Here is a 12416-nt window from a genome sequence, read left to right as displayed (position 1 = left end):
GGAGACGCTAAAGCACGGCACCGGCCCGAGCCGACGCGTTTACGATCACCGCTCCCGCAGCCGTGTCGTCACCCAGGCACCCACCAGCGCCACCCCGGCCATGGGCAGGAACACGGCGGCGAAGGCGGCGGGATGCGAACCGGAGGCGGACGTGGCCGCGTCCGTGACGGTGCCGCCGCCCAGCGCCGCGAAGGCCGCGCCGCCCACGGCGAGCAGCAGCACATTGGACAGACCGTCGGAGATCTGCAGCGCGGCGGAGTTGGCGCCGGCCTCCTCGGATGCCGACAGGTGGAGCAGCAGCACGCTGGTCGAGGCGATCACCAGACCCATGCCGAAGCAGCCGAACGCCCAGGCGACGGCGACGATCCAGACGGGCACGGCGTGGATCAGCACGCTGGGCGCGGTGGCGATGGCGGCCGCGACCAGCACCATGCCGAGGAACATCAACCGGTCCCGGTACGGCTCCACGCGCGGCCGCGCCTGCACGTACGACCCCAGCGCCCAGGTCCCGCCGCCCGCCGCGAGCGAGAACCCGGCGAGTGTCGGCGAGAGCCCCCGCTGGGTGACCAGCATGAGCGGCACGAAGGACTCGGCGGCGATGAACGACCCGGCCGCGACCCCGCGCAACAGCACCACGGAGGGCAGCCCGCGCGCCGCCCGGTACGTGCCGCGCGGCAGCAGCCCGAGGACGGCCGGGACGAGCAGCGCGGCACCGGCGGCGGCCGGGACGAGCGACAGCCACTCCAAGTCCTGGGCGGCGTACTGGAGGAGCCCGGCGCCCAGCGAGATCCCGAGCGCCAGCCGGATGCGCCGCCGGTCGAGGGGCGCGGGGACGGCCTCCCCCGCCCCTCCCGACGTCCGCCGCCGTATCTGGGGCAGCGCGAGTGCCAGCGGAAAGACGACCAGGACAGGTATCCCGACGAACACCCAGCGCCAGCCCAGGTGTTCGGTCACCGCACCCGCCGCGAGCGGGCCGACCACGGACGGAACCACCCAGCCGGCCGCGAACGCCGCCATGATCGACGGCCGCAACCGCTCCGGATAGACCCGTCCGACCACCACGTACAGGGCGACGATCACCAGCCCGCCACCGAGCCCCTGCACGGCCCGCCCCAGGATGAACACCCACATGGACGCCGCCGTCCCGGACAGCAACAACCCCGCCGCGAACGCCGCGATCCCCGCGGTCAGCGACGCCAGCGGCCCGTCCCGGTCCGACCACTGCCCGGCGAGCACCATCCCGAACAGGCTCGTCGTGAAGTACCCCGAGAACGCGAAGGCGTACAGCGACACCCCGTCGAGGTCGCGCGCCGCCACGGGCATCGCCGTCCCCACGGCGGTCGCCTCGAAGGCGATCACCAGCACGACGGAGACGATCCCAACGCTGAGCGCACGGTACGGGCGGCTCAGCACACCGCCTGCCACCTCCGACGGTGCCGTCGCGGCCTCACTCGTTTCCAGGGCTGCCATGTCCGTCAGCGTAAGGGGCACAACTAACATTGGCCCCTGTCCGGAGACGGTGATCGACTGGGCCTTTGGTCGTACGACCAGCCACGAACCCGGGGCCCCCGGCAGTTCATGAGACCCGGGCCACCCGGCGGTTCATGAACGGCGTATGGCAGTCCCGTTGCAGCGCCCGCCCATCCCTTGAGCCCCGCCCGCGCCCCCGCCTACGGTCTTCTCATCAGGTTCGGAACGAGTGAGCCGTGCCGCACCTGACATTGGGCGTCTACCTGAGTGGCGGCCAATGTGTTCGGCCGTGTGCCCGAGTGGTTTAGGGACTCGCCTGCAAAGCGAGTTACGTGGGTTCGATTCCCGCCACGGCCTCTGAAGCAGGGTCTGACCTGGGAAGTCTTCAGGTCAGGCAGGCTCTCTCCCTGGTGGGGCTCCCATCGGAACCGGTCCAGGCAAGTCGCTTGGCTGCCTCGTACTTGCCTAGGCCCACACACCAGGGAGACCCCGTGCCGGCAAGGAAGACCCCTCTCCGCAGTGCCACAAAGCCCAAGACTCTCAGCACTGAGTTCATTGACGACGTGCTGAAGGTGACAGGCAACGGGTCATCAAGGGTGAGTCAACCACCAGGTTGGTGCTGCTAGAGCGGCGGGTAAGCCTTGTCATTAGCTGGTCACGTCGCGCCGTCAGCGACCACGCGCTGACGCTCATCGCCGCCCGCGCCGCGGGGTGAAGAGGAAACTGAACGTGATGAACGCAAGTGTCCTGACGCCAATCGGCCGCGAGATTCACAATGCGCCCCGCCACGACCGCGCCGTGAGGAACCTGCCGTGCTCTGAGCGCCCAAGGCAACGCCCAGTCTTTTGATGAGACGCATTCCATTTACCTTCCATTCACTCTGAATACACCTCTCCTCCACCTTTGATGAGCTTCTATGCGGAGTACTCCTCGGGCCACTCGGACAGGCCGAACGGTGCGCATCCCCTGACAACTGAACGGCGTTGCTATTTGGGCAGCAGTACTACTGCGCCATTTCTCCCGTTTCTTCCGCGATGCCCTCTCCTCCCATCGTCCCCGTCTTCCCCATCGTCCCCGCCTCTCCCGGGCCGCCCGTCCGTCCCCCTTCTGCCCTGCGGGCCGGTGAGGCCGGGCGGACCGGGGGGACCGGTGCGGCCTGGCGGACCGGAAGGGCCCACCTCGAGGCCGTGCGTCTGGAGTTCGACGTTCCCTGCCCACATATCGTCGATCTGCATTTGATGGGCGACGAGCACGCCCGACTGCGCGACAAGCGCGACGATCACGGCGGCACCAAGCACGAGTGGGCGCCGCTTAAGCAGTTTCTCTTTTACGTTTCTCACATTGTCCCTCACGCTACGTGATGGAAGGATGTAAATGACAGGGAGTGGACAAGCCTGTCCTCCTCGTCGCGCGCCCGCCCCAGAGCGGCCGCGAACGCCGCCAGCTCGTCGATCACCGCACGGAGGCACTGAAGCCCGTCATCGCGGCGAAGCGCGAGCGAGGGTGAGTGCCACCCAGGGCCCCGAGGCGGCACTGGAGACTGCTCGACCGAGGGCCATCCTGCAGAAGTTGATGGAGGAAGGGCGACTCGCACCACTGGCGCACCAGATCCCGCGGGGAACGGTGGAACGGTGGGGACCAAGAGACTCGCGGACGCGTTCGCGACGCGGGGCACGGGGCTCAGCTTTGGCTCTTGGTGACAGTGACGGTGACGGCAGGCCTTGGAGTGGCAACAGCGTCCTTGCCGTCCCGGCCGTCCTCGCCGTCCTTGCCGTCCCTGCCCTGCTGACCCTCCCGCCCGTTCCTCCCCTCCTGCCCGTTCCTGCCGTCCTGACCGTTCCTTCCCTGAGGGCCGGCAGGGCCGGCGGGACCCGACGGGCCTGGCGGGCCGGAGGGGCCGACTGCGCCGCCATGTGCCTGAAGGTCGACGTGCTGTACCCGCAGATTGTCGATCTCCGCGGCCTGGGCGAGGAGCGCAACCGACTGCGCGACGAGCGTGGTGATAACCAACGCACGGAGCACAAGGGGGCGCGGGAGCCTACGCATACGCGTACGCAGCATTTCGTTTATCCTTCTCACGTCATCTCTTACGCTGTGTGACGGCGAAAGTCTAAATGGCCAGACGCCGGAGAAAGTGAACCCCCTCATCGCGTGTCCATTCCGGGACGACCCCTAGGAAGGCCGCCAAGAAGGCAGTTGGCGACTTCTCCAAAGTTGCGCGCGAGCTGCTCGATAGCTGACCTCGGCCACACGCCTTCAAAGCGACGTCATCAAGGCGAAGCCCGAGCGAGGGTGAGTGCGGCCCCAACGCGCCACTAGCGCACCGGATCCCGCGGGGGACGGGGGGACGGTGGAACGGCAGGGACCAAGGGGCCCGCGGACGCGTTCCCGACGCGCGGCATACGCGCTCGTCTGTGAGGTACCGGTGCTGGTTCCGTAGTTCGCCGTGTACTGCCGGCCGCAACCGCAAGTCCCCCCGTCCGGTTACACGCTGGTTGAACATCCAGGCGTGACGGAGGAAATGTCCGAGAGAGCCCCATCCTTGACGTACCCATGGTGAACGTGGGGCTCAGCTGTGGCTCTGGGTGACGGTGACGGTAGGCCTTGGAGTGGCAAAAACGTCCTTGCCGTCCTTGCCGTTCTTGCCGTTCTTGCCGTTCTTGCCGGGCCTCCCATTCTGCCCGGGCCTCCCATTCGCCCCGTTTCTCCCATCCTGCCCGTTCCTTCCTGCCGGGCCGGTAACGCCGGGCGGACCCGACGGGCCTGGCGGGCCGGAGGGGCCGGGTGCGACGCCTTGTGCCTGAAGGTCGACGTGCTGTACCCGCAGATTGTCGATCTGCGTGTCCTGGACGATGAGCGCAACCGACTGCGCGACGAACGTGGTGATAAGAATCGCACGGAGCACAAGGGGGCGCGGGAGCCTACGCATACGCAGCATTTCGTTTATCCTTCTCACGTCATCTCTCACGCTGTGTGACGGCCAAAGTCTAAATGGCCAGACGCCGGAGAAAGTGAACCCCCTCATCGCGTGTCCATTCCGGGACGACCCCTAGGAAGGCCGCCAAGAAGGCAGTTGGCGACTTCTCCAAAGTTGCGCGCGAGCTGCTCGACAGCTGACCTCGGCCACCGGACAAAATGTAAGGGGCGGCACTCCACATGGGTGCCGCCCCTTGTTAGTCGTCCGTGGCCCGCTCGGGGACACGGAGGATCAGCCTCCCGTACCGACGCTCCGGGCGCAGTGCCTCATGGCGTCCCGGCATCATGCCTCGGCCCGTTGGGTGATGGCTGCCTCGGTGCGGTCTCCCAGGAATTCGTACCACCGGCGTTCCAAGCAGACGTAGCGCACGTCCGCCTCGACGAGGCTGAGGAAACCCGACACGGTCTCTGTGAGGCGCTGCTGCAGCCCCGGGTCGGCCAGCGTTCCGTCCTCGGCGAAGGCCTGGTAGCTATCGGCCACGCTGAACATGTCCGGGTAGACACGGGTGCCCAGGTGCTCCAGGGGAATCCTCAGGGCCCACAGCCCGCGGTTGCCGCCGACCAGGGATGGCGACGCGGAAACGAGCATCGCATGCTTGGTCTTGAACGGCTGCGGCCGGACACGGGAGACCCAGTCGATCGCGTTCTTCAGTACTCCCGGCATGGAGGCGTTGTACTCCGGCGAGGAGATGACGAAGGCGTCGCTCTGCTCGAGTCGCTCGCGCAGGGCGAGGGCACCGTGCGGCAGCCCTTCGGTTGCCTCCATGTCACCGTCGTACAAGGGCATGTCGAAGTCGCGCATTGCGGCAAGGTCGACAGCGGCACCGGTGTCGGAGATGAGCCGGGCCACGAGGGAGGCGAGGCGGGCGTTGGCCGAATCGGCCCGCAGTGCCGCCCCGAAGACCAGGAATCGGAGCGCGGGAGGCGTGTCCGTGGACATGGGTCCGTCCTTCCGTCGTGGGCACGCTCCTCCAGCGGGACGCCCCCATAACCAGTGTGGTTCCGAGAGGGACAACGCGCGACCGACAGCCCGTGCAGCCCTCTTGGCCGGTGTCGGAGTGATGGCACTACTGCATGCGCTGCTGGACCGGTGACGGACGACGATGCCCTCGCTCACGGAGCGCGCCCGTCTCGGCTTCCGTCTCATTCATCGCCGTACGCGGCCGGCCGGGACCGTTCGCTGCGCCCCGACAGGCACAACGCCCGTACGGGAATGAACGCGGGCGAACCAGCCTGGATCGTGCTCTGACCTGCGCGGACAAGCCTGCAAAGCGAGTGACGTGGGTTCGATTCCCGCCACGGCCTCCCCGACGGTGTCGGCCGTCCCCGTCCAGGGGGCGGCCGATCCGCTTCTGCGGGACGTGCGGTCGGCGTCCGTCTACGCGTACAGCGTTCCGCCCGCCTGGTCCTCGAATATCTCCGGCCAGTAGCGCCAGCCGTCGTCGCCCGGCAGGGACGGGGTCGGGTCGCAGGCGACGGGGTCGACCGTGGCGAGGGTCTGGGCCATCGTGGCGGCGAGTTGCTCGTAGGAGTCGGTCAGGTCGTGGGCCGCGTCGATCGCCTTCTCGCGGTGGAGCAGCCAGAGGGTGAAGGCGAGGGTGGAGATGTCGGCGTTGAGGGGGCGGAGGGTGAGGTCCGGCTCGCTCCAGGCGAGGACCGCGCCCGTGGTGCCGTGCACGACGAGGCTCGTGTCCTCCAGCAGGTGGCCGAGGCGGATCAGACGGTCCGCGGCGGCGGGGAGTTCGTCGGCGGAGAAGTCGCCGGGGCGTTCGTCCGCGTAGTACTCGCTGAGCGCCGGCAGCGGCACCTCCGTGTCCAGCTGGAAGAGGAGCCCGTCCTCGGGCAGGCCCGTCTCCCGCAGGAACCGGCGTGTGGGTTCGTGCGTGAGCGCGGACGGGAAGTCGACGTCCTCGAAGCGCATGATCTCCCCCGCGCCGAACTCCTCGTCCAGCAGCCGCTTCGGCAGGTCCAGGACGAGCCCGTCACCCGGGCCCGCGATCCTGGCCAGCGGGCGGATCAGGGCGGCCATCCGCCAGTACGCCGGCACCTCGTCGCTCGCGCCCGACTCGAAGACGGCGGTCAGACGGTCCGATGCCTCCGCGACCGCCTTCGGGCCGAACTGGCCTCGGGAGGCCGTCAGGTCCTCCGTCGCGGCGGCGAAGCGCAGCAGCGCCTCCAGGGAGGGGGCGAGGGGAGACAGGTCCATCAGGGGCGGGTTCCGGAAGACGTACGTCGTGGAGACCTCCCCCGTCGTCCCGTCCAGCACGATCGACTCCAGGTCCCTGTCGAGGTTCCGCAACGCCCCTATGACGAGCTGGTCCCTCAGCTCCTCGGCGAGCTTCTCCGCGTCGCCCGCCAGCTCCACGAGCCTTCGCAGCCCGTGCTCCCGCAGCGTGCCGAACCCCAGCAGCGCGCCGTCGGAGGGCAGTCCTGGACCCGTCAGCCACCGCCGCGTCGCCGCGTGCGTGACGTACGGATCCAGCTCGTCGTCGGTCAGTGTGATCGCCCCGCCGACATCGGTGTCAGTCGTACTCATGGCTCCCCCGCGCATGTGAACGCATCGTGCTTCCCCCAGGTGGGAACACCCCGCCGCCCAGCGGCAGTTCCCCACTGACCGAGAACCATACGCCGCACCACTGACAACGCCAGAAACACGCAGGAACGGGCCGCCCACGCCCCGGAAACATACGCCCCGGAGCCCCCGGGACCCGGCCCGGACCACCGTCGCGAGGCCCTGGTTTTTCGCCCCCTCCCCCCCTGCCCATTCCCGTACCTGGGGGCTGCGCCCCCAGACCCCCGCTAAAAGATCGCGCAGTTCCCCGCGCCCCTGAAAAAGGGGCGCGGGGAACTGCGCGACAAGCGGGCTGGTACGGGACGGGAAGGGGCGGAGGGGGCGAAACAACGCCCAACCCACCGAACCCTCAGCTGAAGTACACGCCACCCACGACGACCACCACGGCCGCCAACACGAACAGCAGCACCCAGAGCATCAGCTTCCCGACGCTGGGCGGAGGTTCATAGCGCGGCGGCTCGGGCTCGGGAACGCTCATGACGGCGTCACCACCGCGGCCTGGGGGCGAATGGGGAGGCGGTTGACCGGGCGTCCCGTCGCCGCTCGGACGGCGGACGCGACCGCCGCCGGGGACGTCACGACCGGCACCGCACTGACCGCCTTCGCGCCGAAGGGGGCGACCACGTCGCGTTCCTCGACCAGTTTGACGATGCGGATGTCCGGGGCGTCCAGCGCGGTGGGGAGGGCGTACCCGGTCAGGTCGGGGTGGCGGACCAGGCCGCGGGCCGTGCGGAGGTTCTCCGTCAGCGCGGCGCCGACGCCCTGGGTGACGCCCGCCTCGATCCGGGCGGTGAGCTGCGCCGGGTTGAGGATCCGGCCCACGTCCTGGGCGAGGGCGAGTTCCACGACACGGACCGAGCCGAGCTCGATGTCGACGTCCACCACCGCGCGGATCGCGCAGAAGGCCAGGCCCACGAAGGCATCGCCCTGCCCGGCGGCGTCCAGGGGCTCGGTCGGATGCGGGCGGCACTGCGCGGTGGCCCACAACTCCTTGCCGTCCATCGCTTCGGTGACCGTCGTCGACAGCACACCGTCGTACGACGTGATCTTGCCGTCGGTGATCTGCAGCAGCTCCGTGGACATGCCGAACTTGTGCGCCAGGGGCTGGAGCAGTTGTGTGCGGACCATTTTCGCGGCCCGTTCCACCGCTCCGCCCGACACCCACGTGTGGCGGCCGCGGCAGCCGGCGCCCGCCGGTGGCTGGTCGGTGTCGACAGGTGCCACATGCACCTCGTCGATGCCGAGCGTCTCCTGGACGATCTGCCGGGCCAGCGTGGTGAAGCCCTGGCCGGTCTCGACAGCCGCGCAGAGCACCGTGGCGACGCCGTCGTGGACCTTCACCGTGGCCGTCGAGACCTCGTCCGCGCCCTCGGCACCGAGCATGTGGACCATGCCGACGCCGTAGCCGACACCACGGCGTACGGCACCGGGTTCGCCCGCGCCTTCGGGGCCCCCGGGGAGCAGCCACTCGTCCTCGGGCGTGTCCTTGGGAAGGGCGGGAAGCGGGAAGTCCCTGACGGCTTGCAGGAGTTCGGCGACCGGCGCGGGGCACGTCACCGTCTGGCCCGTCGGGAGCACATCCCCCGTGGCCATCGCATTGCGCAGGCGCAGTTCCGCCGGGTCGATGCCGAGCTTCTTCGCCAGCTTGTCCATCTGCGCCTCGTAGGCGGCGCACACCTGCATGGCACCCTCGCCGCGCACGTGGCCGGAGGGCGGGTTGTTGGTGCGTACGGCCCAGCCCTCGATGAAGGCGTTCGGGACGACGTAGGGGCCGCAGGCGAAGGAGACGGCGGCGGCCAGCGACTCGGCGGAGGTGTCCGCGTAGGCGCCCGCATCGAGCAGGATCTGTGCCTCGACCTTCACCAACTTGCCCTCGGCGTCCGCGTGGTGGCGGTAGCGCAGCAAAGTGGGGTGCCGGTGGGCGTGGCCCAGGAAGGACTCCTCGCGCGTAGCGGTGAGCTTCACCGGGCAGCCGGTCTTCAGGGCCAGCAGGCCCAGCGGGAGCTGGAAGCCCTGGTCCTCGCGGTCGGCGGTGGCGCCGGGGACGCCGGTGACGACGACCTTCACGCGCTCGGGTTCCAGGCCGTAGCAGGCGGCGGCCGTGTCACGGTCGGCGTGCGGATCGGTGGAGGCGATGTAGAGCTCGACCCCACCGTCGGGGCGGGGCACGGCGAGGCCGGCCTCGGCGCCGATGGGGGCCGGGTCCTGCCGGCCGATGCGGTACTGGCCCTCTACGACGATCTCGCCGGCCGCGGCCGGGTCGCCGTGGCGCAGCGGGATGTGCCGGATCAGGTTGCCGTCGGGGTGCAGGGGTTCGGCTTCGAACGCCTGCTCCGGATCGGTCACGGCATCGAGTACTTCGTACTCCACGATGACGGCGGCCGCGGCCATGCGCGCGGTGTCCGGGTGGTCGGCTGCGACGGCCGCGAGGGGCTCCCCGTGGTGGCGTACGACCTCGGAGGCGAACACCGGACGGTCCGCCCTGCCGCGGCCGTGCAGCGCGGTGCCGGGCACGTCCTCGTGGGTGATGACCGCCCGCACGCCGGGCATCTCGCGCGCGTGGCTGGTGTCGATGGACACGATGCGCGCGTGCGGGTGGGGCGACCTGAGCACGGCGGCCCACAGCAGGCCCTCGGCCCACAGGTCGGCCGCGTACGGGAAGGTGCCCTCCGTCTTGGCACGGGCGTCGGCGGCGGGCAGCGAGACGCCGAGCCCGTGCGGCACGGGCTCGGGGCCGGTCTCGGATGCCGCCGGTGTCGCGGTCGCGGCTTCGTTGCTCACGCCTGGCCTCCGTCCTGGCCGTACGGCTGCTCATGCGGCGCTCGGGGATCGTACGGAGCGGTGTCCTCGTACGCCGACGGGTGGATGCCGCCCGCGCCGGGGCCCGCCTGGTGCGGGATGCGTGCCTCGTCCGCGTCCGGCGCGGCGTCGGCGGCGGAGTGCGCCTCGCGTTCGGCGACGACCTCGCGCACGGCGTCCAGGACCCCGCGGTAGCCGGAGCAGCGGCACAGGTTGCCGCACAGCGCCTGGCGGGTCTCCAGTTCGGTCGGCGCGGGGTTGCCCTCAAGGAGGTCGTGCACGGTCATCGCCATGCCCGGCACGCAGAAACCGCACTGCACGGCGCCGCACTTGGCGAGCGCCCGCTGCACGTCGGAGGGCTGCCCGTCGGCGGCCAGGCCCTCGACGGTGCGCACCTCGCTGCCGGCGGCGGTGACGGCGGGCACCAGGCAGGACGCCACCAGCCGTCCGTCGACCTGCACATTGCAGGCGCCGCACTCGCCCTGCGAGCAGCCGTCCTTGGCGCCCGCGAGGCCGAGCCGCTCGCGCAGCACGTAGAGCAGCGATTCGCCGATCCAGGCGTCGGTCACGGGACGATCGGCGCCGTTGACGCGCAGGACGTACGAGGCGAGGGGGTGCTCGTCGTGCAAGGGCGGGGCGGGGGCGTCCGCGTCCCGCGCCTCCTCGGCGACGGCGCTCTCGGTGGTCTCCGAGGCTTCCCGATCCTCGGGTGCCGGGTCCGGTTCGGGTGCCTGTGCAGGCTCACCGGCCACGGGCTCGGGCCCGGCGACCGGCTCGGGAGCCCCGTGAGCGGGCTCGGCGGCCCGCTGGGCGGCCTGCGCGGGCGATTCCGTACGCGCCTGCGCCGGAGGCTCCTCGGGAGCCTCAGCGGCCGTTTTCTCCGGCTCGGCGGTCCACGCCTGTCCGATGGTCTCCGTCGCCCAGGGAGCGGCCGCGCCGCCGGGGAGCGTGGCCGGTGGTGTCCCGCCCCACTGTTCGACGAGCGCGGACGTGGTGAACTCGCCCGATTCATCCGGAAGATCACCACCGGCGACCGGAATCGACCACTGCCCGGTCACGTCATGCCCGGAGTGCGCCGAGTGTCCGGAATGCCCATCGGTGTCGGCCTCTTGTCCGACCGCCTGGCCGAAGTCCCACTGTCCGGTGGCTCCCGGCTGGTACGAGAACCGGTCGTTCACGCCCTGCTGGGACTCGCCCCCCTGGGGCGCGGCGTTCGGATCCGGCCACTGGACGGCCTCGGCGGGAAACGACCAGGTTCCGGTGGCCGCCGGGTCCGTCGCCCCGGGTGCCGTGGGCGCGATCGTGATCTGCGGGGGCACATACCCGTGTCCGGGCGCCGCGAGCGGGCTGTCCCGGTCCGCGAGGAGGGCGTCGATACCGCCTTCGGGAAGCTGGACGAAGGCGGTCGCGCTGTCGTCGTAGTCGCCCTGGGGCAGCGGGTCCCATCGGCCGCCGCTCTGCGGAGTGCCCTCTCCGTGCTGGTCGTCGGTCACGACAGTGCCCTCCCCAGTGCTCGTCGGGCCAGCGCGGCGACGGTGCGCCGCAGGTGCAGTACGGCGGGCGGAAGCGGTTGCACGGAGCCGTCCTCGCCCGGGACCGGGTCGGGGATGCAGGCCGCGGCGACGTACTCCCCGAAGGCGTTCAGCGCTTCGGGCACGAGCGTCCGCTCCCCGTCCCAGTCGATCAGCTGGGCGACCCACGCCTCGGCGTCCAGGGGCCGCAGCGGCATCGGCGCTATGGCTCCGACCGCGCACCGCACTCCGCGCCGAGCGGGGTCGAGGACGAGCGCCACGGACGCGATGGCGCGCCCGGGCCCGGTGCGTCCGGTCGCCTTCAGGAAGACCTGCGGCGCGTGCAGCAGCGGCACGCGCACGTAGCCGATGAGTTCGCCGCCACGGAGCATGTCCACGCCCGCGAGCAGGTGCGAGACAGGGATCTCGCGGCGGGCTCCGTCCGGGCCCGCGATGATCAGCGTGGCTTCGAGGGCGGCCAGTACGGGCAGCGCGTCCCCCGTGGGGGCGGCCGAGGCGATGTTGCCGCCCAGGGTGCCCGCGTTGCGGATCTGCGGCGGTCCGGCCGCGCGCGCGGCGGCGGCCAGCGCCGGGATGAGGGCCGCGAAGTCGGGGCGCCCCATACGGGCGTGGGTGAGGCCCGCGCCGAGCAGCGCGTGGCCGTCCTGGTACTGCCAGCCGCGGATCTCGCTGATCCGGCCGAGCCCGACGAGCGCGGCGGGCCGCAGCTGTCCGGAGTTGACCGCGGCCATGAGGTCGGTGCCGCCGGCCACCGGAACGGCGGCGGGCATGGCGGCCAGCGCCGCCACTGCCTCGTCCAGCGAGGCGGGCAGCGTCACGGCCTGCGCCGCCTGCGGTGCGTGCGTGGTCAAACCGGCTGCCCCTTCCCGCTGCCCCACCTGGTCCCACCTGTGCTGCCGTACGGTACGTGCTGACAGGGCGGACGTGGCAACTCTGGCACATCTTCCCCGACCCTCGACGCGGGGGTCCGCTAGGAGGCATTCGCCCCCCTCACCAGGGGGATGGTCCGTTTTCGCACGACATCACCGGCGAGCGTGAATTGCCGCTCTTCGGTGACCCTTGGGTGC

At 70.7% G+C, this 12416-nt stretch carries 11 protein-coding genes and 1 tRNA gene; 3 read left to right on the top strand and 9 right to left on the bottom strand.

Annotated features, from left to right (window positions below; all coding sequences use genetic code 11):
• Positions 1-45 precede the first annotated feature (45 nt).
• Complete coding sequence (locus IEY95_RS05540; protein WP_189184744.1) at positions 46-1470, bottom strand: MFS transporter; 1425 nt, start codon at positions 1468-1470, stop codon at positions 46-48.
• Positions 1471-1755: 285 nt separating this feature from the next.
• Here IEY95_RS05540 and IEY95_RS05535 point away from each other — a divergent pair.
• The 3 genes from IEY95_RS05535 (at position 1756) to IEY95_RS50120 (ending at position 2977) form a co-directional block, all read left to right on the top strand.
• Positions 1756-1827: transfer RNA gene (locus IEY95_RS05535), tRNA-Cys, on the top strand.
• Between the two features lie 830 nt (positions 1828-2657).
• The gene (locus tag IEY95_RS48750) at positions 2658-2831 is read left to right on the top strand and encodes a hypothetical protein (protein ID WP_229702591.1); all 174 of its coding nucleotides are present in this window, start codon (positions 2658-2660) and stop codon (positions 2829-2831) included.
• Positions 2832-2854: 23 nt separating this feature from the next.
• Positions 2855-2977, top strand: coding sequence for a hypothetical protein (locus IEY95_RS50120; protein WP_268240423.1), 123 nt, complete (start codon positions 2855-2857; stop codon positions 2975-2977).
• A gap of 173 nt (positions 2978-3150) precedes the next feature.
• Here IEY95_RS50120 and IEY95_RS05525 read toward each other — a convergent pair whose 3' ends face one another.
• From IEY95_RS05525 to IEY95_RS05495, 8 genes are all read right to left on the bottom strand, one after another.
• Positions 3151-3480 carry a hypothetical protein gene (locus IEY95_RS05525; RefSeq protein ID WP_229702588.1) on the bottom strand — a complete coding sequence of 110 codons (330 nt, stop codon included), beginning with the start codon at positions 3478-3480 and terminating at the stop codon, positions 3151-3153.
• Between the two features lie 559 nt (positions 3481-4039).
• Positions 4040-4408: a hypothetical protein gene (locus tag IEY95_RS05520; RefSeq protein WP_229702586.1), complete on the bottom strand. Its 369-nt coding sequence runs from the start codon at positions 4406-4408 to the stop codon at positions 4040-4042.
• Positions 4409-4729: 321 nt separating this feature from the next.
• Positions 4730-5386: an NADPH-dependent FMN reductase gene (locus tag IEY95_RS05515; protein WP_189184740.1), complete on the bottom strand. Its 657-nt coding sequence runs from the start codon at positions 5384-5386 to the stop codon at positions 4730-4732.
• A gap of 438 nt (positions 5387-5824) precedes the next feature.
• Positions 5825-6982, bottom strand: coding sequence for an SUKH-4 family immunity protein (locus tag IEY95_RS05510; RefSeq protein ID WP_189184739.1), 1158 nt, complete (start codon positions 6980-6982; stop codon positions 5825-5827).
• Positions 6983-7367: 385 nt separating this feature from the next.
• On the bottom strand, positions 7368-7496 hold the full coding sequence (locus IEY95_RS50115; protein WP_268240421.1) for a hypothetical protein: 129 nt from the start codon (positions 7494-7496) through the stop codon (positions 7368-7370).
• Entirely contained in the window at positions 7493-9799 is a 2307-nt protein-coding gene (locus IEY95_RS05505) for a xanthine dehydrogenase family protein molybdopterin-binding subunit (RefSeq protein ID WP_189184738.1), read from the bottom strand. The genes IEY95_RS50115 and IEY95_RS05505 overlap by 4 nt, the downstream gene beginning before the upstream one ends.
• Positions 9796-11310 carry a 2Fe-2S iron-sulfur cluster-binding protein gene (locus tag IEY95_RS05500; protein ID WP_189184737.1) on the bottom strand — a complete coding sequence of 505 codons (1515 nt, stop codon included), beginning with the start codon at positions 11308-11310 and terminating at the stop codon, positions 9796-9798. Before IEY95_RS05500 ends, IEY95_RS05505 begins: the two co-directional genes overlap by 4 nt.
• Positions 11307-12200 carry an FAD binding domain-containing protein gene (locus IEY95_RS05495; RefSeq protein ID WP_189184736.1) on the bottom strand — a complete coding sequence of 298 codons (894 nt, stop codon included), beginning with the start codon at positions 12198-12200 and terminating at the stop codon, positions 11307-11309. Before IEY95_RS05495 ends, IEY95_RS05500 begins: the two co-directional genes overlap by 4 nt.
• Between the last annotated feature and the right edge of the window lie 216 nt (positions 12201-12416).

Origin of the sequence: Streptomyces albiflavescens, from assembly GCF_014645835.1 — a bacterium.
Lineage (GTDB): Bacteria > Actinomycetota > Actinomycetes > Streptomycetales > Streptomycetaceae > Streptomyces > Streptomyces albiflavescens.
The sequence above is the reverse complement of the archived record's forward strand: the minus strand, read 5'-3'. Positions and strand labels throughout refer to the sequence as shown.